The sequence below is a fragment of the Paenibacillus intestini genome, from assembly GCF_030803945.1.
Lineage (GTDB): Bacteria > Bacillota > Bacilli > Paenibacillales > Paenibacillaceae > Paenibacillus > Paenibacillus polysaccharolyticus.
Genome location: NZ_JAURUN010000004.1, coordinates 335740 through 356483 on the forward strand (window position 1 = coordinate 335740; position 20744 = coordinate 356483).

Sequence of the window (20744 nt, forward strand, 5' to 3'; positions counted from 1 at the left end):
ACTTAAATCAACAGATAGTCTCCCATACACGCGCCAGCGCGGCGATGCCTGGCTCGATGTTCTCTGCTTCAATGCCGGCAAATCCGATGATAAACTCTCTTTTGCCGTCAGCAGGAGCACTTCCGTCTGCCCACAGATACTCCGTCGAGGCCACACGTATACCCATCTCTAACGCCTTAGCCACCATATTGTCGGCTGGATTCGGGTTAATCAGCCTTAAGACCAGATGGAATCCGGCGTGTTCGCCCTTAAGTTCAATTCCTGGTTGATCGCCGAAATGCTGCTGAATGGCCTGCACAGTCAGGTCATGTTTGCGTTTATACAGATTGCGCATTTTACGAATATGTTTACCCAGCTCTCCTTCCCGCATGAATAACTCCAATGTCCGCTGATGCAGACGTGAAGCTGACTGTTCGAACAGAACCGTTCGATAAACCTCGCCAAAATGAGGAACGAGTTCCTTCGGGAGAACCATGTAATGCACGCAAAAAGCAGGGGCAAGCACCTGAGAGAATCCTCCCATGTAGATAACAGGTGCGTTCTCCCGCAGTCCCTGCATCGAAGAAATAGGACGACCGGAATATCTGAATTCGCCGTCATAATCATCCTCAATCAGATAGGCCCCGGAACGTTCCGCCCAGTCCAGCAAGGCGAGTCTGCGGCTGATGGGCATCGGCATACCCATGGGAAACTGATGCGACGGGGATACACCAGCCAGTGACACATCTGCCTGATCCAGTTCATCCAGATTTATGCCTTCGCTGTCCAGTGAGATTGGGATAATCTCATATCCATAATTCCGAAAGGTTCCAGGTAACAGGCGATACCCGGGGTTCTCCACGGCAATTGATCTAACCCCACCTTTGCGAAGCAAAGTCTGTGTAAGCAAGGACATGAGCAGATGTTGCTCTGCACCTATTACAATCTGCTCAGGTATACAACGAACTCCTCTAAATTGTCCTAGATAGGCCGCAATTTCATTGCGCAGTCCCCACTCACCCTGCGGGTTTCCGTAAAATAATAGACCTCTTGATTCTTCACGCCAAACCCGGTTCGCGTACTGCTGCCATTTCATATAAGGAAACAGGCTAAAATCATTATGCGACATGTGAAAATCATAGGTAACATTCGTCACCGGACGTAGGCTCTGTAAGTCTTGTGATACTTCTCTAGAACCTTCCTGCCTGTTGATCATGCTAATATGTTTAACCCCTTTTTCATTTCCTGCCGTATGTATATCGGACTTCCCCGGTAACATATCGTGATAACCTTCAACAACAGCTCGAACGCGGTAACCTCTGCGTGGCTCGCTATATACGTATCCTTCCGCAATAAGTTGCTGGTATGCCGCTTCCACTGGTGTTGTGCTTATGCCCAGCAGTTCTGCCCATTTTCGTACAGAAGGAAGGCGGCTGTGTTCCACCAATTCCCCGCGGAAAATCTCCCGTTTGATATGATCCGAAAGCTGAATATAGACGGGTACACTGTCGTGCTCATCAAGTTTAGGTAATTGCATCATAACTGACTCACTCCATCTGTCCTTTTCATTTTATTAAAACTGTATATTTGGAAGTATACAGTATTGGGATATACTCATGTCAGAAGCAAGGACTTACAAACAATATTCAGGCGAAACAACACGCTAGATGCCTTACAGGCCCCACAAGTTTGCTTGAATAGATCAGGAGGAGAACAAACCTATGTCACACCCTACATCTACAAATCGCATCGCCAAACTCATGCAGACCGAACGCATTTACCTGCGCCCATTCGATATCACCGATGTCGATGCTTATTATCCAAGCCTGTTTGAGCCCGAAATGCGTAAACAAACAGGAACTCAAGCGAGCTTTATCCGTTCTCAGGTTGAAAAGTATGTAGAGAGTTTAGCTCAAGACGACTCACGCCTGAACCTGCTTATTGCATTACAAAACACAGACGAAATCATCGGCGATGTCGCCCTGATGGACATGCATGCCAAAAATCGCAGTGCACATATTCGCATCGCCATTGATCAGCCAGCTCACCAAGGCAAGGGATATGGTAGTGAAGCCTTGCTACTTATGCTGGACTACGGCTTTGGCATTGCCAATCTGCATCGGATCGAACTGGATGTCTTTGCGTTTAACGAACGCGCCATTCATACGTATGAGAAGCTCGGCTTCCAGCGTGAAGGCGTGAAGCGGGACATGTTGTACTACAATCATCAGTATCATGATGCCATTCTGATGAGCATTCTTGAGCATGAATTCCGGGAGAAACATCTGAAAATAGACAAATGATAGAGTTCACGCAAAAAATACAAAAACCGGGGAGGTTATTCCTCCGCCCCGGTCAGGAAATGCAGATGACCCGCCAGCACCAACAGCTCGGCGGGTGTCTCCATGTACAATTCGCCATCCGTATCGGCCGGCATCGGTGCATCTGTTTTTATTTTCAACGTCGACGCCTTGAAGTAGGAAATACTCTCATTCCGCGGTTGCCATTCTCCCTCTGGCTTATGTGAAAGCACCTCACGCAGAAGTGGAATGCCTGTCTCATGAATAATAAGCACATCCAGCTTGCCATCTTGTAACGCATCCGGAGCAAACGGTAACGCATTCGTGCCCAGAAAACGTCCATTCGCCGCGTAGATCATCACCGCTTCGCCTGTTGTCCGCTCTCCATCAATCTCTAGCTCATACTGAAATGGCTCGGAACGGGTTATCGTCTGGAGTGTGCTGATGAAATAACTGACTTTGCCGAGCGCCCCTTTTAAATTCTCGTTAATATTCTGTGAAGCTTCACTGATGAGCCCTATTCCGAAAAAGTTCGTAAACACCCGATCATCTGCTCGTCCGACATCCACCGAGATAACTCGACCTGACAGCATCTCTTGTGCTGCTGTCTCCGCATCTGGGGAAATCCCAAGTGATCTTGCAAAATCATTACATGTACCGCCTGGAAGTACGCCGATCTGTGGAGGATTTTGCAAGGATGCCAGCCCGTTCACACACTCATGCACCGTACCATCGCCGCCTAGAATAAACACCACATCGAACTCTTCTCCGCGCTCCCGGCACAGCTTCTCTCCTTCACCCGGTTCATCCGTCCGAACCACGACCAATTCATGAATGGCTGGAGCAAGTACGCCTGTGACCACACCTAATGTATTCTCCCGATTGGCTTTCCCTGCATGAAGATGATGTATTAACAAGGCTTTATTCCATTCCATGCTGCTTTCCTCCATTCCAATGCTTGTTTCCCTTTACCCAAAAAGGTTGAAGTGATAAACAAAACCATGGCTCAGCGCATGAACGTGACATGCGAACCGTGGTTGTGAAGGTGAAACTTCATATGAAGAAGCGACAGACGGAATATGCATCGTTTTTGTTGTTCATGCGTAATACCAGATAGCTGTACAGGACAAGCTACTTTCATTTCATTTATGGCAACGTGAGCTGTATGTTATTATTCTATAAAAATAAAGCTTCTGTTCTGTCTGGAGCCACATGATTACCATCATTTATTATCATGGTTTCGCCTCTCCGGTCTTATAGCCATTACCTGCTTTAACCGGATGTATGCATGAGAAAAAAGGTTCCTCCGCAACCTATGAGATATAAGCAACAACTTCGCGGGAGCAACCCATTCAATTCGCTTCAAAACGGTTATATGTACACTATACACGAATGGAGGAATTCCCTATGATTCCAGCTACAATGGAGCAATTAGAGCAAGTTCGCAAGGAATGCCGTACGATGGTTCGCAAAAGAGCAACCGCTTCTGCTGGCTCCACACTCGTACCTCTTCCCGGTACAGATGTCATCGCTGATGTGGGCATGCTGATGCAGCTGTTACCTGCCATTAACAATAAATTCGGATTATCTCAAAAACAGCTCGACGGCATGGACCCTGAGACGAAGTCCATGATTTACGGATTTGTGATGTCGATCGGGAGTAAAATCATCGGCCGCATGGTCACGAAGGAATTAGTCGTTCAGGTGCTCAAACGGGTGGGTGTACGAGTAGCGACGAAATCGGTCGCCAAGTTTGTTCCGTTTGCGGGGCAAGGTCTCGCCGCCGCTCTCAGCTTCACTGCCATGCGGTATGTGGGCAACAAACACATCGACGACTGCTATGAAGTGGTTAAACGTATGATTGAACAGCGCGAAGGCCTGCCTGGCGAACCGGCAACGGCATCACTGGAGGAAGCTACCCGCCATCACCTTGAGGAAAACTTGCAGGATATAGCTGAACATGAAACAAAGCAGCATGCTGATACGAAAGAGGAAGAGGAAATCAAACAGGACCATCAGAGCACCAGTGAAGGTAAGAAGGGTTTCCTGTGGAGACCATGGCTTAAATAGTACGTTAAATTGTCTTCCATACATTGCATATCTGCAAGCGAACATGGCTGGCGGGACAAGGCACAACATCTATCCGCAGGAAAACGTTGTGGCATAGCAGTGATAACACAAACGGGACGAAGCAGTTCAATAACTGCGACGTCCCGTTTGTTTGGGTTTATGTTACACCAGAGGTGCGAAGAGCACCGTGGTGGAGGTTCTATTTTTCCAATAGAATATGGTTCTAGATGTTCCTGACGGGTCCTGACAGCCTTTTAGATATCCACTCTAGTCTGTTAGATCGCCTGCGGCTGCTGCTCCGTAAACTGACTGTTATACAGATCCGCATAGAAGCCCTGCTTCGCCATCAGTTCCTCATGATTGCCCTGCTCAATCACGTTACCATGATCCATGACCAGAATGAGATCGGCACCACGAATGGTAGACAAACGGTGAGCGATAACAAAACTTGTACGGTCTTGCATCAGCTCATTCATCGCTTTCTGGATAAAGACCTCGGTCCGTGTATCAACGCTACTGGTTGCTTCATCCAGAATCAGGATGGACGGGTTCGCCAGAATCGCTCTCGCAATCGTCAACAGTTGTTTCTGACCTTGAGAGATATTGGACGCCTCTTCATTCAAAATCGTATCGTAACCGTCCGGGAGTGTGCGAATGAAATGATCAGCATGGGCAGCTACAGCGGCTTTAACCACTTCCTCTTCAGTTGCGCCTTCCCGTCCATACGCAATATTATCCCGGATTGTACCATTAAACAGCCACGTATCCTGAAGCACCATACCGAACAGACCGCGCAGATTACCACGAGACATGTCTTTAATGTTAATGCCATCAATGGTAATCCGGCCACTCTGGAGTTCATAGAACCGCATAAGCAAGTTAATCAGTGTTGTTTTCCCGGCACCTGTCGGTCCAACAATAGCTACAGTCTGACCTGGTGCAACATTAATATTCATATTGCGAATGAGCAGTTCATCTTCTTTATAGCCAAAATCCACTGCCTCAAAAGCTACAGCCCCTGTCGGGTAACGCAACGTTGCAGGTTGTTTCGACTCAGGAACTTCCTCTTCCTCGTCCAGCAGTTCAAACACACGCTCTGCCGAAGCAATCGTTGACTGAATAATGTTGGAGATGTTGGCAATCTGGTTAATCGGCTGTGTGAATTGCCGCGAATATTGCGTAAAGGCCAGAATATCCCCGATGGAGATCGAACCCCGTGTAACAAAAATCCCGCCGACCACACAGATCAGTACATATCCCAGGTTCCCGACAAAGTTCATCAAGGGCATAATAATCCCCGAAATAAACTGAGCTTTCCAACCCGATGCATACAGTTCTTCATTCACTTTCTCAAATTGCTGTACAGATTGTTCCTCACGTCCAAAGGCTTTGACCACCTTGTGTCCGGTATACATTTCTTCTACATGACCATTCAGTTCACCGAGCGATTTCTGCTGTCCCGCAAAATGTTTCTGCGAACGGGAGGCCACCAGCATAACGACCACGACACTAAGCGGTAAAGTCAAAATCGTAATCAGCGTCATCCATGGACTGATCGTCAGCATCATAATGATGACACCCACAATCGTCACCACGGACGTAATAAACTGGGCCAAACTTTGTTGCAGCGTGTTACTGATATTGTCCACGTCATTGGTTGCACGGCTAAGCGTCTCACCATGTGTACGGGAATCGAAATATTTCAGTGGCAAACGTCCAACCTTGGCACTGATCTGCTCGCGCATATCATAGACGACCCGCTGAGCTACACCCGCCATCAGATATTGCTGTACATACGCAAAAGCAGCACTGAGCAAATACAGTCCAAGTAGCAGGTACAATACTCGCATCAGGGCTGGGAAATCAATCCCGGCTCCCTGCACACCCTGCATAATCGCAATGGCTCCATGGGCAAGAATATCTGTACCCTCTGCCATAATCTTCGGACTAATTATGCCAAACACGGTACTTAAAATGGCAGCGATCAAAACAAAGATCAGACGAGAGCTGTGTGGCCGAAGATACTGAACCAGGCGGCGCAGTGTGCCTTTGAAATCCTTCGCTTTCTCGACAGGAGGCCGCATGCCCATTCCGCCGCCAGGATGTCCTGGTCCGCCTGGGTTGCTCGGTGTTTTGCGTGGTGCTGTACGTTCACTCATGCGATCTCCTCCTCAGTCAGCTGGGAGGATACAATCTCACGATACACTTCATTGTTCTCCAGCAGCTCTCTATGTGTTCCCGAACCGACAATTTCACCCTCATCCATAACGAGGATACGATCTGCATCCATAACCGTGCTTACCCGCTGAGCTACGATCAGCACAGCCGCTTCCGTCGTTTCCGATTTGAGCGCAGCACGAAGTTTGGCATCCGTTTTAAAATCAAGGGCCGAGAAACTGTCATCGAAAATATAAATTTCAGGACGGCGAACGAGTGCGCGTGCAATGGACAAACGTTGTTTCTGTCCACCTGACACATTATTCCCGCCTTGTGCGATCAGGCTGTCATACCCTTCCTTCATCTCGGAGATGAAGTTTTCGGCTTGGGCCGTACGTGCCGCATGAATCACTTCGTCCATACTCGCATCATCCTTACCTTGCCGAATGTTATCTGCAACCGTACCGGTAAAAAGGACAGCTTTTTGCGGGACAAACCCGATTTTGGATCGAAGCTCTTCTTGTTTAAGCTCCCGCACATCGGTTCCATTCACACGCACAGTACCTTCGGTCACATCATAGAAACGCGGAATGAGGCTCAGCAATGTAGTTTTGCCTGAACCCGTTCCGCCGATAATCGCTGTCGTTTCACCGGAACGAGCCGTAAACGAAATATCGGACAACGCAGCATTTTCTGCACCCGGATAACGGAAAGTGACATGGTCAAACTCAATCGTTCCTTGCATCGATTTCATTGTGCGAGGCTGTGCAGGATCAGACAGATCAGGTTGCATATCCAGTACTTCATTGATCCGCTCAGCCGATGCTGATGCTCTTGGAATCATCACGAAAATCATGGACACCATAATCAGTGAGAACATAATCTGCATCGCATATTGTACAAAGGCAATCAGGGAACCAATGTTCATATGACCCCCATCAATACGCAGACCACCAAAGTACAGAATGGCTATCATCGAAAAGTTCATAACCAGCATCATCACTGGCATAACTGTCGCCATTAGGACATTGACCTTAATGGATGCATCTCTTAATTCCGTATTTGCCCCATTGAAACGAACACGCTCATGCTCGCCACGGTTAAAAGAACGAACAACCCGGATACCTGTCAGCTGTTCACGCAGAACCAGATTAAGCCGGTCCAGCTTTTTCTGGATTTGCTTGAATAGCGGAAATCCTTTGGAACCGATTAAGGCGATTGCTCCTGCAAGTACAGGCAGAACAACCAGGAAGATGGTGGATAGCTTCGCGTCCTGAGAAACGGCCATGAAAATCCCCCCGATACACATCATCGGAGCCATAATCATCATGCGCAGCATCATCGTTAATACGTTCTGTACCTGTGTAATATCATTGGTTGTACGCGTAATCAGTGAAGCTGTGCCAAGCTTGTCGAATTCCTGCAGCGAGAAATTCTCAACATGCCGGAACACTCGGCTGCGTAGCTGTTTGGCAAATCCGCCCGCTGTGCGCGAAGACAGATAACTCGCGATAATGGAACATGTGGTTCCGCCAATGGCAATCAGCAGCATGAAACCGCCAATTTTCCAGATATAAGGTACATCACCTTTGACGATACCCAGGTTGACGATATCAGCCATTAACGTTGGCAGGTACAGCTCCGCCATCGTTTGCATAAAGATAAGCGCCAAAATAAAAATAATCGGAATACGATAGGGCTTTAACATGCGAAATAACTTCATCATGGCGTATCATCTCCTTGTTCGGGTGTTTCTGTATCAGGTGCTTTATTGTCGTTTTCATGTCCTTCATCGTGACCAGAAACCTGTGCATCAAAGAAGGTATACACCTTGCTGAGCAGTTCCGCCAGTTGCAAACTATCCTCTTCGCCCAAATGTTCAACCAGTCTGTTGAAGGTAGCCATTCGTTCTTCATGGGCTGCACGAATAATTGCTCGGCCTGCATCTGTAATTGTAATCCGCACCGCCCGCCGATCCTCGGGGTCCATCGTCCGCTCAACCAGCCCTTCATCCTCCAGGCCACGAATCACGGGCGTAATCGTTGGTGATTTCACACGCATTAATGCGCTAATTTCGGACACTTTTAAACCCGGATGCTCCTGGTTCAGATGGCTCTCGAAATCAGGCGGATTATCCCGCCAATCCATACGCTCCCCTGGATGTGCACCATGAAGCAAACAAGCGAGTACCATAATTTCGTTGTGATTGCGCCCATGTGGTTTATGTTGTCTCCATTTGCCTTTGTTAAACTGCATAATGGAATATAAAAGCTTCTGGGCTACCGGATCTATGCCAGTCATCACATCACCCTCCTTCTTCGGAACATCATGTTCCATAAAATAATCATCGCCTGTCTATTAGATAGGACTTGTATTTAATAGCCTACCGATTTAATAGATGACCAATTTAATAGTTAATCAATTAATTAGGTTACCTAAGTATATTATCAGCTTATGTATATGTCAATCATTTCATCCATGTCAAAAGCATCCATTCTCCAAGTAACTTATAGTGCTATTTGATCACCTGTTTCATCAAGACAAAAAAAAGCCCTCCCTACCTCCGTTTGCTTAAGAACAAACCGAGGAAATGGAGAGCGTAAATCTGTTGAATCGATATTTATTTTGAAGCAGATACACTCTTCGGCACAGCAGCAAACGGGAAATAGTCTTTAGCATTATTATAGGATATGCCTTGCACGATCTGACCGAGCAGCTCCATATCGTTTGGTGCTTCACCTTGTTCTGCCCATTCACCAATCAGATTACAGAGCAGGCGGCGGAAATATTCATGTCTCGTATACGAGAGGAAGCTTCGGGAATCGGTCAACATGCCGACAAAACGGCTGAGCAATCCCACATTCGCGAGTGCCTTCATCTGAGCGAGCATACCATCCTTCGTATCATTGAACCACCATGCAGCGCCAAGCTGAATTTTACCTGGTACGCCTCCACCTTGGAAGCTACCAATAATGGCTGCCAGCACTTCATTATCCTTTGGATTAAGGGAGTAGAGGATTGTCTTTGGCAAAGCATCCTGCTGCTCTAACGTATCCAGCAATCCAATAACAGCCGCCGATAATGGCGTATCATTCACAGCATCGTACCCTGTGTCAGGCCCGAGCTTCTTGAACATTTTCGTATTGTTGTTACGCGCTGCATTGATGTGGAACTGCATAACCCAGCCGCGCTCTGCATACAGCTTGCCAAGGAATGTCAGTGTAACCGTCTTGTATCCGTCCTCTTCCGCGCGCGAAACTTTCTCCCCCGCAAGTGCTCTGGCAAAAACAGCAGCCGCTTCCTCGCGAGTTGCATCAACATACGGCACGTAATCCAGTGCGTGGTCAGAGACACGACCACCTACGGAATGGAAGAATTCCACACGGGATTCAAGCGCAGCCAGGAATGAGTCATAATCCGTAATGGCTGTGCCCGCAACCTGTGAAAGCTTGCCTACCCACTCGATGAAAGTATCCCGGTTCAATTCCAGTCCTTTGTCCGGACGGAAAGACGGCAGAACTGCTGTATCGAAACCTTCGATCTCCTGAATCTTCAAATGATATTCCAGAGAATCCGTTGGATCATCGGTGGTGCACACCACGGTGACATTGGATTTGGTAATCAGATCACGCGCACCGAAGCCTTCGCCGGTCAGTTTGGCATTTACTTTTTCCCAGATCGCTGGAGCGCTTGTCTCATTAAGCACTTCATGTACATCGAAATAACGTTGTAATTCCAAGTGAGACCATGCATACAGCGGGTTGCCAATCATCATCGGAACTGTTCTGGCATACGCAAGGAAACGTTCATAATCCGTTACCCCTTCGCCGCCCGTTACATACTTCTCTTCCACACCGTTAGCCCGCATCAGACGCCATTTGTAATGATCGCCGTACAACCAGGCCTCTGTCAGATTGCCAAATGTTTTGTTCTCGTAAATTTCCTGAGGACTGAGGTGGCAGTGATAATCCATAATCGGCATGTCTTTCGCATACTGCTCGTACAGCTTGACCGCCGTTTCATTGTGAAGTAAAAATTGTTCATCCAGAAAAGATTTCATTCGCCTTGCACGCTCCCTTTAGGTGAGTTTACGTTCATTTAGGTTCACTTTCCATCTTTACGCTACACCGTTTTCGCATAAAGTTCAATATAAAATGATAGCGTTCTCAAAAAAGGTTGGTTTAGGCACACTCTTGGAAACACAGTATACTGGATTTAACGTCAATGATACCGATTTAAAGATCGATGCTGATGTTACTAATATCAATATTGATATACTAAGATAGAATCAGTACAGGTTATTGCAATGGAAGCTTGACCCTACAGCGGTCTTACATTTGCCAAACAAGGAGATGAAATGCGATGAAAATCACTTTTCTAGGCACAGGAGATATGTTTAGTGTTGAACAGCATCACAACAGTATGCTCGCTGAATTCGGCGATACACATCTGGTTATTGATTTTCCAGAGTCCAATGCCAAAGCGCTCAAGGAATACGGATTCGCGATGACAGGTATTCATAATGTGTTTATCACCCATCTACATGAGGATCATATTAATGGGGTTCAGATGCTCGGCTATTATGGACAGATTGTCGGTGACCGCAAACCACGCCTGTTCATTCATGAAGAGTTGGTTGACCCACTGTGGAACATCCTTTCTCCAGGGATGCGGTATACAACAGACGGCGAGCGTACAATGAGTGACTATTATGATGTGATTCCGCTTCCGGATGGCGGAAGTTTTGAGCTTGGCGGGGTCACGTTTGAGACATTTCGCACACAGCATGTTCCCGGCATGGTCAGCAACGGGCTGATGGCAAAGCCTTATTTTTACTATAGTGCAGACAGCACACTGGATCGTGAGCGAGTGGAACGGGTTGCACCCGATGTGCAACTCATTTTCCATGAATGCCATATGCATGACCTGGTGATCAAATCCCATACGTCACTGAAAGATCTGGAGCAGCTACCCGCTGAAGTGAGACGGAAAACGGTACTGATGCATTATCATGATGAATATGCCGATGCAGACAAACGCGCAGCATTCAACCGTACGTACGCGGGTGATCTGCGCATGGCTGGCACGCTGGAGTCTTTTGAGTTGGGGGCATATTAGTAAACGGGCTATGGCCTACAAAATAGAACAGATCATCGGCATGGGAATGAGAGATTAGGGGGTCAGGACGATCCCTGGCCCTCCGTTCCCCCGTTATTCTCATCACTCCCAAAACTTCATATATTCAATCATTCTTGAAGATGGCTTGGCTTGAAGGTGAATATAATCCTCTTCCCGCTGATCTTCTGGTCCATATGAGATTTTGACATACACATCAGTATAGTTCTGAAGATATTCTGCGCTAATTTCGGATTTGGGTCTCAGAACATAACTTCTGGATAAGCCTAATCCCAGCGGCTCTTTATCCGGCCGCAACGTAGTTTCATATGTATTGCCCACATTCGAATGGAATAGTTCAGCTGCATCAATAACTTGAAACATATCGGGATCGAGAGTGAAGGTTTGAATGACATTCATCATCGGCATGCGAACTTCATCAATCATAACCTCATAGGTGATCCCATCCACTCCAGATTCTCGGTCAGGGTTTACATCCACCGTTGCAGCCAGATGATACTCTCCTGGCAAGGCTCCTTTGAAACTCTCCTGATCCTTTGTTACCCGCTGGGTTATATCCCTGCGTTCTGTGTTAAATGTATAGTTGTCCGCGCGCTTAACTTGTCCATTTGGCCCTTCTTCCACGCCAAAATTGCACGCCGTTAAACTTATTGCTATCACAAGTAGATAGAGGACAAGCCATAAGGGAGACGTTCTTGCTCTAACTTTTGTAGTTCTGTTTATTGTAGTTCTGGTTCTTGTAGTTCTTGTTATTGCACGTGTTGTCCTTGTTTTTGTATTGGTTTTAGTTCTACGATGCATACCAGTGCTAACTCCCTTCTCTCTTTCATATATTCCATTCTCGAAACTTATCGCCCATCCATATGAACAACATATCCGGTATGATACTTAATACGTTAATAAAAGTGTCCAACATCATTGATATTATCTTGTAAACTCGAGAGACTACCTAACTAGTCTAGATTCCAAATGAACTTTTCCCTATATTTGGAATATTGTAGCATATATTCTAATATTAATCTCACATAATCTCTGTCATGTGTGTGACGTAAGTAGTGAATATGTTGGATGGTTGGATGGTTGGTTGGTTGTTGTAGTTAAGCATAAGTGGGATGTGCGTAGAGTAGATCGAGAGTAGATAAGTCGTTAGGAAGTAGCTAGAGTAGAGGCCTGACTATATAAATGCGGGGAAATTCCATCAGTGTACACTCTGTTTTAAGTTTCCATTGTACGTTAACGATCACCAGAAGCGTTATTTGGATGAATTCGCTGTAAATGATAGCATTTGACCGAATTTCAGCAAAATAAGCTCCACTGGGATCGTTAGAATTCCAAGGACCCTGTCTGGGGGCAAATAAGGCTTCCTGAGATCGTTAGAGTTCCGTACCTGCTTCCAAACTATAAGTTACTAAAATGGGAAAACCACCTGAACTATCAGCACGCAGCAACGCGTCTGTTTGAACGTCCTCCACTCGTTGGATACTATTGGACGAGTGAAGATACCGTTCAGTTTCAGGTGGTTTATTTATAGTTGCAGTGCTGTATCATATCGACCTTTTTTACTTGTTACGTATCACTTATGCAGAGACATTGTCCTACAAATATTCACAAACAATTACTTTGGCGATTCTCAACATCTAGTTTGAGCCATCTACAGTGTCTTCACCGCAGTCCTCATTCTGCTCAGACAGTGCCCAGACGGACACCCCTCCGCCGCAGACGTGGAACGTAGCCCAGCCATCTTCCTCAATGGTGATTGAATCTTCACAACTACCGGTCAGGTCTTCCCAGACTTCCCCTGCACGATGCTCTCCGACAAACATTCTCTTCTCACCGTCATCTCCGTTTGAGATGACCACTGCGCAACCCGAGCCTTCAAACTCTTCCAATCCGCGACGAACCCAACCAATGGTGTTGGGATGATCGAAATAGTCTTCCTGCTCTCCATAAGCTTTGTTGCAACGAGCTGACAACAGAATGTCCAAAATCTCTTTTTTGCCCTCCACCGGTTCAGGTCCGCCAATCCCGTAATAATCGCCGTAAAAGACGACGGGATATCCGTCACGACGCAGTAGCGTCAGTGCATACGCGCTCGGCTTGAACCAATCGCCAACCCAGGATTCGAGCGCCTCGTGGGGCTGCGAATCGTGGTTATCCACAAAAGTCACCGCATGGGTTGGATGAGTCTGAACCAAGGTGTCGTCAAAAATTTTGGAAAGATCGAAATTGCGTCCAGCCAATGAGGCCTCATGAAATTTATAGTGAAGCGATACGTCAAACAAGTCAATTTGATAATCCACTGTATCTAAAAAGGTACGACAAGCATCCAGGTTGGGATTCCAGAACTCACCGACGATATAGAAATCTTGCCCGCGTTTGCGGATCATCTCTGCAGTAAATTCCTTGATAAACTCATGGTTAATATGTTTGATCGCATCCAGTCGGAACCCACCACATTGTAGCGTATCGATCAACCATTTGCCCCACTCGATCATCTCATGCCGTACATCCGGGTGGTTATAATCTATATTCGCAAACATCAGATAATCATAGTTGCCAAACTCATCATCGACGTTTTCATTCCAGGTTTTGTTCTCGCCGGCAATGCGGAACACACCCGTACGTTCTTCTTTTGCATCAAAATCGGTGCCGTTGAAGTGTTCGGATGTCCATTTAAAGGAAGAATATTCGTTGCCCCGGCCCGGGAATGTGAACTTCGTCCAGCCTTCGATCTCGAATGGCTCGGAAATCTCCTTCGTTCGATCATTGGGATCAACCTCGATCACTTTAAAGACTTCCTTCTCATCTGCTCCGGCCTTGTGATTCATTACGAGATCCACATAAACGACAATGCCGCTCTTCTGACATTCTGCGATGGCTTCCACCAGTTCCTGCTTGGTGCCATATTTCGTGCGTACCGTACCCTTTTGATCAAATTCACCCAGATCGTACAAATCATATACGCCATAACCTGTATCCTCTGCAGACACTGCCTTTGTTACAGGAGGCACCCATACAGAGTCTATGCCTTTTGCTTTCAGTTCCGGGGCCATGTCAGCCAGTCGCTTCCAATGATTTCCGTCTGCAGCCAAATGCCATTCAAAAAACTGCATCATGGTATGATTTCTCTTCATCACAAACCGACCTCCTTGATTTGCATTCGAAGCGGACCGCGGAACGGATAGGGTATCGCCGTTGTTCGTTCGTGCTAACCAAGTTATAACCCGATTGCCCTATGTTTCAATCATGAAAATGAAAGAATGTTAAGAAATTCAAAGAATTTTTTTTGTAAAGCACTGAAAACAGCACGATAAATACATAAAAAACGTAAACATCATCAAATCCGTTTATAATCCATCCATTCGTCAGGTAAAAGAGAACGATACGGCTCCTGCGTGAAACGGTCATCAACTAGCACGAGCACACCCTTATCTTCTTCCGTTCGAATGAGCCTGCCCCCAGCCTGAAGCACTTTATTCATGCCTGGGAAAACATAAGCATAATTAAAACCGTTACGTCCTGATTTATCAAAATAATCCTTAAGCACGTTGTTCTCCAGACCAATCTGCGGCAACCCTGCTCCTACAACGACAACGCCATTCAGACGGTCTCCTGGCAGATCGACCCCTTCCGAGAACACACCGCCCATTACAGCAAAAACAAGACGTGTGCGCTCGGGATGCGGCTGGAAAGCCGCCAGGAACTGCTCTCGCTCCTGTTCGTTCATACCTTGCTCCTGCATCACCGTATCCGCATCGCTGGCCCCCGGAAGCTGTGTATATGCTTGATAGATTTCACGCATGTACGGATAAGAAGGGAAAAAGACCAGCAGGTTGCTGCGCGGCCACTCGGATACGAGCTGCTGTAACATCTCGGCAATCGGGCGTTTGGATCGCTCCCGGTCTTTATAACGCACAGACAGAGGCATGAGCCGAACATCCAGCTGTTCCCGGTGGAACGGCGACGGAATCTGCAATGTGTAGTCCTCTTCCTCTGCCCCCAGCATATCACGGTAATAACGAAGAGGTGACAAGGTTGCCGAGAAATGAATGGTTGAGCGGAAGCCCTTCGCCGTCTGACGCAGTAGCAAAGATGGGTCCAGACAGAACAGTTTCACCCGTACCTCGCTTCGTACACACTCTGCATAGGTGATAAAACGCTCGTCATATAACCTGGCAATTCGTACGAAGTTCTGTGCTGTAAAATAGGCATCGAGCAGCAGCTGATCCATCTCAGCATTGCCAGATCCACCCTCGGCCAGACATTGCTCCGCCACCATGACAAAAGGCTCAAGCCGTTCAATCAGCTCCTCTGGCGCTTCTTGCTGAATGATCCTGCCCTCTTCTCCGCCGTTCTTACGAAGGGTGATCAGATACTTGTCGATGGCCCCGGTATAATCCACAATCGCTTTGGCGGCAGGCACACTGCTGCCCAGCGTCTGGAACTCTCTTTTGACATCGAGAAAAACGGCCTTTTCCAACTCTGCCGAGAACATCATACGCCCACGATCCACCAGATTATGTGCCTCATCTACTAGCAGCACCGTCTTGCGCTTCTGTTCCTCCAGCATCCGTTTGAGTGAAATACGCGGATCGAAAATGTAGTTGTAATCGCAGATCACCGCATCGGCTGCATATGCCGCATCCAGCGAGAACTCAAACGGACACACCCGATGTTTGCGGGCATACTGCTCAATGACTGGCCGTGTCATCAACGTTTCATGTTCCAGCATGTCCAGCACAGCACCATTAATTCGGTCATAATACCCTTCACACATGCCGCATTGTCCTGTATCGCAGGCTTCCTCGTCCTTGAAGCAAATTTTGTCCTTCGCCGTCAGGCTGATGACATGCATGTTCAACCCTTCTGCCTGCATCCGGGCAAAAGCCTCCTCCGCCGCCACTCTCGTTGTCGTTCTCGCGGTCAAGTAGAACAAACGACTGGCCTCACCTTCACCGATGGCTTTCACCGTAGGAAAGAGCACGGACATGGTTTTGCCGATGCCTGTAGGTGCTTTGGCCATAAGTCCCTGTCCTTCACGAATCGTTTTGTACACTGCACCTGCCAGCTTACGCTGTCCTTCCCTGTATTTGCGAAAAGGAAACGGCAACTCGCGCACACTAACGTCCCGCTCCGCTTCATAAGCAACAATCATCTCCGCATACGGCGCATATCCGGCGATAACTTCTCCTGCAAACTGCTCGAGCTCCTGCCGCTCCGCCATGCGGCGAAACCGCCGCTCTTCACCCGTCACCGAATGCACATACGTCAACTGCACCTGCATCCGCGGCTCATCATGCTGAGCGGCATACATAAAGGCATACATCTTCGCCTGGGCCCAGTGCACGTCGAGGCCGCCTTCCAGTTCGTCCAGGTTACCCGCCGTGGATTTGATCTCATCCACCGTTAATTGCCCCTCCAAGCGAATCAAGCCATCACATCGGCCTTCAATGACGTAGGTCAAATCCCCATGTTGAAGCTCGGCTTCGAGTACAACTTCTTTTAAATCCTCTTCGGTATATGCCTTCTGCACACGCTGATGGATTCGCGTCCCCTCCTGCATCGAGGCATTGGTGCGGAATCCCGGACGGATGCTGCCGCTCCGATAAACATACTCGACCAGTGGCCTGACTGATATCCGAATTGTTGTTTTCATACGATCACCCGTTCTGCTTGTAGTGGTTCTACTTTATCATGAAACAGGTTCCTCTAACCAGATTATTGGCAAATTGGACTCGTCCGTTCCCGTATGCTATGTTGAGTTGTATGAAGCGAACGCTCTGCTTCTCCAGCTTATTTCTGTCCTCTACGTTCTCGCGTGTAAAAGTATAGGCAAACTTATTTTGAATTTACGTATAAAGAGGAGGCAAACTTCCTATGTATATTTATTTGATCCCATCCCCGTTACCGGATGCACTTGCGGCATATCCACATCTGACACTGCGAGCTGAAGGTCAGGTACTTCTCGCTATGGAAACCACTGATCGTCTGCTGGATATTGAGTCAGATGAACAGGTAGCTTCTTATGAAGCATTCGATGATGCAGGAGCATGGGCAGGCGGTGGATTTGCTGTGCTGAACAACATTCCTGTAACCGAAGATGGCCGGAATGATTTTGAGGAACGTTTTAAGAACCGTGCCCGCAAAGTTGAAGATGAACCTGGATTCGTCGGTATTCGTGTACTCCGTCCATTGAAGGGTGATACGTATGTCGTGCTGACACTGTGGCAAACAGAAGAACATTTCAAAGGCTGGCAACAATCGCAAGCTTATAACCACGCCCATCGTAACCGCAGCACTAGTGAGGGCCTGACCGCGCAGAAGCCAACTATGTTCCCGCGACCTTCATTTGTGACCACATATACAATCGAGTAGAGAGAGTAGAGTTGGCGAGTCACGATTAGTTGGAGTTGCTTGGCTCAAACGCCTAAATAAGGCTTTATGAGATCGTTAGCGCATTCCCTCACTCTTTCCCTTTACTCAAGAAAACCACCACTGTCTTCCCAGAAGAACAAAGTAAAATACCCGTAATTCAGACTGAGAAGACTGAATTACGGGTTTTAAATTTAAACTTTAATCACACTAGCGCCATGTTCCAGCTTAAGCACCCTATTTCCTCTATATCCGCTGCTACGCATCAACTTACAACGGACGTAATGCCACGGATTCACGCGCGTTCAACTGCTCCACCATAGACAGCCATTCCTGCGGTTTGTTTGGAAGTACAGCATAGTAACGGTTCAGGAAATCGGACACCAGACTGGCTGGCAGTTCCGCAAGAGACTCATCACCCGGCATAAAGCACAGGTCCAATCCTCCCACAGCTTCACCGTCACCTTGCCAGGATGGATGAACATAAGGGAAGTCCAGGCGCTGATACCCCAGATGGGACAGCACTTCACGGCGTACATAAGGGTCCATCGGTTTGATACCGCCAAACGCGTGATCCTGAGTCAAATATGGATTGTAGATTTCAGCAAACATGCCGAACAACGATTTACCATTAGCAGCGGCGAGCTGCTGCAGATCAAGCTTGCGATGATTCGCCAAGAATGCGCCGATTCCCAAACCTTCGCGTCCGATAATCGTAAAATCAGTCATGGCCACATTCCAGTCCTCATAGTAACGGTACTCCGTCGCACCAACCACTTGGCCTTCATGTACAGCGACAAACACCCGAATGCCCGGGTCTTCCAGTGGTTCAGCCCATAACGGGAAATCGAGCACTTCCTCTGGCGGGAAAATGTCCTGCATCAACTTGTGCATTTGAGCAAACAACGGGTCCTGAATGGATGTAATACGTGTAAATTCCATAGATAAAAGCCTCCCTATTTAGATATGTATTTACTTAAAAGGATTACGCCACTCCATCAGAGCCGCGTAATGACAAGATTCCTCGTCATCCAGATAATCGGTAGCCACTCCAACAGGCATACGCCCGCATCGTAGCAGAAAAGAAATAACCGGGTCATGCCTCTCTCCAGCGGCAACCTGATCCAGATACTGTTGTGCTGACATTTGCTCAGCTACCTGGTGATATCCAGGCATCCGCCCTGCTCCAAGCAAACGATCCATCCCCTGTGCAATCACAAGATGGTACATCGCCTGCATCATCAGCTGGGCCAGCCCCCACTTACGATACTTCGGACGGACACAGAGGTCAACAATGTATAGCGTGTTCCCATCCGGCCGGTGATTGCGGATATATCCATCATCTGTGACCTCTGCCCACGTATGGCTGGATGGGTTCGCAGCATCCCACTGCATTCGCAGTGAAGTCATCGAGCCAGCCAGTTCCCCATCCACCTCGATGCAGATGGCTCCTTCAGGATAATGCTGAATATGGCTACTAAGTTGCTCTTGGTTCCAAAGAAGTTCCTCCGGATATGGGGGTGGGAAGCTCTCTGCCTGGATACGAATAAGCTCTTCAAAGTCATGGGCCACATAATTGCGGATGACCGCTGTAGCTCTACCATGTTTACCACTTCCACCGGGTGCCGTTATCAGCATTTCTTTGACATACATCCCGCTTAACCCCTCCTTTGTACAGCTTTAATCAGCTTCCAAAAACAGATCTATTCCCAATCGGTGTACAGATCTGTACGGCGGTCACGCCAAGTTGTTACCGAGCCACGTTCGCGCACCTCGTACAGCAAATCCAGATCGAGATCGGCCGTTACAATCATATCGTTGTTAATCTCACCTTCCGCAAGAATGCCGCGCGGCGGAAATGGCACATCATTCGGGGTAATGATCGCAGCTTGTCCGTAATTGGCACGCATGAAATCCACTGTAGGCAGATGGCCCACCGTTCCCGTTAATACAACGTAAACCTGATTCTCCACCGCGCGAGCATGACTCGTATACCTTACCCGGTAAAATCCGTGGCGGTCGTCCGTACAGGAAGGACAGAAAATCACATCTGCTCCCTTGGCTTTCGCCATACGCACAATTTCGGGAAATTCAATATCGTAACAAGTCAGCATCGCAATGCGGCCTTTATCCGTATCAAACACTTCCAGTCCGTCACCTGCAGCCATATTCCACTCCGTTACTTCGGTCGGCGTAATATGAATCTTCGCCTGACGTGCAATCCGTCCATCCGGGTAGAACATATGCGCTGTATTGTACAGCTTGCCTTCCCGCCGGATAACGTGAGTGCCTCCGATCAGATGCATGTTGTATTTGGCTGCAAGGGAGACGAACAACTGCTCATACTGCTCTGTAAAATCAGGCAAATCTTCAATCGTTAACGCATTCCCTTGTGCGTCTCCAATGGACATTAATTGTGTTGTAAAAAATTCAGGAAACAGCACAAATTCCGTTCCGAATTCGGAAGCTGTCCGTATGTAATGCTCCGCCTGGGCGGCAAATTCCTCAAATGAGCGGATCGTTTGCAATTGGTATTGTACAGCGGATACCCGCAGTTTCATAAGTCCCACACCTCCACCAGTATTGTGGTTATATTGTATCAATGATCCGACGATTTATCTAATGCTATAGCTACGGAGGTAAGGCAATGTAGCGACAATACTTACACGTTATTCATCCCTCTACATCCTTCACTTTTATACAAAAAAGCCTCTTCATATGATGAAGAGG

16 protein-coding genes are annotated in these 20744 nt (G+C 47.7%); 4 read left to right on the plus strand and 12 right to left on the minus strand.

Annotation, left to right across the window (positions count from 1 at the left end):
* Nucleotides 1–7: 7 nt before the first annotated feature.
* Nucleotides 8–1519, minus strand: a complete 1512-nt coding sequence (gene pdxR, locus J2T16_RS14660; RefSeq protein ID WP_499018586.1) for a MocR-like pyridoxine biosynthesis transcription factor PdxR — start codon at nucleotides 1517–1519, stop codon at nucleotides 8–10.
* A 181-nt stretch (nucleotides 1520–1700) separates the two neighbouring features.
* On the opposite strand from pdxR, the gene J2T16_RS14665 reads away from it, so the two are divergent.
* The gene (locus J2T16_RS14665; protein WP_090924095.1) at nucleotides 1701–2282 is read left to right on the plus strand and encodes a GNAT family N-acetyltransferase; all 582 of its coding nucleotides are present in this window, start codon (nucleotides 1701–1703) and stop codon (nucleotides 2280–2282) included.
* A gap of 35 nt (nucleotides 2283–2317) precedes the next feature.
* Here J2T16_RS14665 and J2T16_RS14670 read toward each other — a convergent pair whose 3' ends face one another.
* Entirely contained in the window at nucleotides 2318–3214 is an 897-nt protein-coding gene (locus tag J2T16_RS14670; protein ID WP_499018588.1) for a diacylglycerol/lipid kinase family protein, read from the minus strand.
* A 472-nt stretch (nucleotides 3215–3686) separates the two neighbouring features.
* On the opposite strand from J2T16_RS14670, the gene J2T16_RS14675 reads away from it, so the two are divergent.
* Nucleotides 3687–4349: a hypothetical protein gene (locus J2T16_RS14675; RefSeq protein ID WP_499018589.1), complete on the plus strand. Its 663-nt coding sequence runs from the start codon at nucleotides 3687–3689 to the stop codon at nucleotides 4347–4349.
* A 275-nt stretch (nucleotides 4350–4624) separates the two neighbouring features.
* Here J2T16_RS14675 and J2T16_RS14680 read toward each other — a convergent pair whose 3' ends face one another.
* The 4 genes from J2T16_RS14680 to uxaC form a co-directional block, all read right to left on the minus strand.
* Nucleotides 4625–6508: an ABC transporter ATP-binding protein gene (locus J2T16_RS14680; protein WP_336121696.1), complete on the minus strand. Its 1884-nt coding sequence runs from the start codon at nucleotides 6506–6508 to the stop codon at nucleotides 4625–4627.
* Nucleotides 6505–8232 (minus strand): ABC transporter ATP-binding protein, encoded by a 1728-nt coding sequence (locus tag J2T16_RS14685; protein WP_499018590.1) that lies wholly within the window; start codon nucleotides 8230–8232, stop codon nucleotides 6505–6507. Before J2T16_RS14685 ends, J2T16_RS14680 begins: the two co-directional genes overlap by 4 nt.
* Complete coding sequence (locus J2T16_RS14690) at nucleotides 8229–8807, minus strand: MarR family winged helix-turn-helix transcriptional regulator (RefSeq protein WP_221789646.1); 579 nt, start codon at nucleotides 8805–8807, stop codon at nucleotides 8229–8231. The genes J2T16_RS14685 and J2T16_RS14690 overlap by 4 nt, the downstream gene beginning before the upstream one ends.
* A 319-nt stretch (nucleotides 8808–9126) precedes the next feature.
* Nucleotides 9127–10566 carry a glucuronate isomerase gene (uxaC, locus tag J2T16_RS14695; protein ID WP_499018592.1) on the minus strand — a complete coding sequence of 480 codons (1440 nt, stop codon included), beginning with the start codon at nucleotides 10564–10566 and terminating at the stop codon, nucleotides 9127–9129.
* 302 nt (nucleotides 10567–10868) lie between these two features.
* Between uxaC and J2T16_RS14700 the strand changes: the two genes are divergently transcribed.
* On the plus strand, nucleotides 10869–11624 hold the full coding sequence (locus tag J2T16_RS14700) for an MBL fold metallo-hydrolase (protein WP_336121694.1): 756 nt from the start codon (nucleotides 10869–10871) through the stop codon (nucleotides 11622–11624).
* 102 nt (nucleotides 11625–11726) lie between these two features.
* On the opposite strand, the gene J2T16_RS14705 is transcribed toward J2T16_RS14700, so the two are convergent.
* From J2T16_RS14705 to J2T16_RS14715, 3 genes are all read right to left on the minus strand, one after another.
* Nucleotides 11727–12302, minus strand: coding sequence for a hypothetical protein (locus J2T16_RS14705; protein ID WP_253499422.1), 576 nt, complete (start codon nucleotides 12300–12302; stop codon nucleotides 11727–11729).
* A 977-nt stretch (nucleotides 12303–13279) separates the two neighbouring features.
* A complete protein-coding gene (locus tag J2T16_RS14710; protein WP_499018594.1) occupies nucleotides 13280–14776 on the minus strand; it encodes an alpha-amylase in 1497 nt (498 codons plus the stop codon).
* A 203-nt stretch (nucleotides 14777–14979) separates the two neighbouring features.
* The gene (locus tag J2T16_RS14715) at nucleotides 14980–17298 is read right to left on the minus strand and encodes an ATP-dependent DNA helicase (RefSeq protein ID WP_336121692.1); all 2319 of its coding nucleotides are present in this window, start codon (nucleotides 17296–17298) and stop codon (nucleotides 14980–14982) included.
* A 221-nt stretch (nucleotides 17299–17519) separates the two neighbouring features.
* Between J2T16_RS14715 and J2T16_RS14720 the strand changes: the two genes are divergently transcribed.
* On the plus strand, nucleotides 17520–18017 hold the full coding sequence (locus J2T16_RS14720) for an antibiotic biosynthesis monooxygenase family protein (protein WP_154890182.1): 498 nt from the start codon (nucleotides 17520–17522) through the stop codon (nucleotides 18015–18017).
* Between the two features lie 267 nt (nucleotides 18018–18284).
* Here the strand turns inward: J2T16_RS14720 and J2T16_RS14725 are convergent, their stop codons facing one another.
* From J2T16_RS14725 to J2T16_RS14735, 3 genes are read right to left on the minus strand one after another with little or no spacing between them, the layout of a single operon-like run.
* A complete protein-coding gene (locus tag J2T16_RS14725; protein WP_154890180.1) occupies nucleotides 18285–18956 on the minus strand; it encodes a GNAT family N-acetyltransferase in 672 nt (223 codons plus the stop codon).
* A 30-nt stretch (nucleotides 18957–18986) separates the two neighbouring features.
* The gene (locus tag J2T16_RS14730) at nucleotides 18987–19667 is read right to left on the minus strand and encodes a GNAT family N-acetyltransferase (protein WP_499018595.1); all 681 of its coding nucleotides are present in this window, start codon (nucleotides 19665–19667) and stop codon (nucleotides 18987–18989) included.
* A gap of 50 nt (nucleotides 19668–19717) precedes the next feature.
* Nucleotides 19718–20575 carry a carbon-nitrogen hydrolase family protein gene (locus J2T16_RS14735; RefSeq protein ID WP_154890176.1) on the minus strand — a complete coding sequence of 286 codons (858 nt, stop codon included), beginning with the start codon at nucleotides 20573–20575 and terminating at the stop codon, nucleotides 19718–19720.
* Nucleotides 20576–20744: the final 169 nt, after the last annotated feature.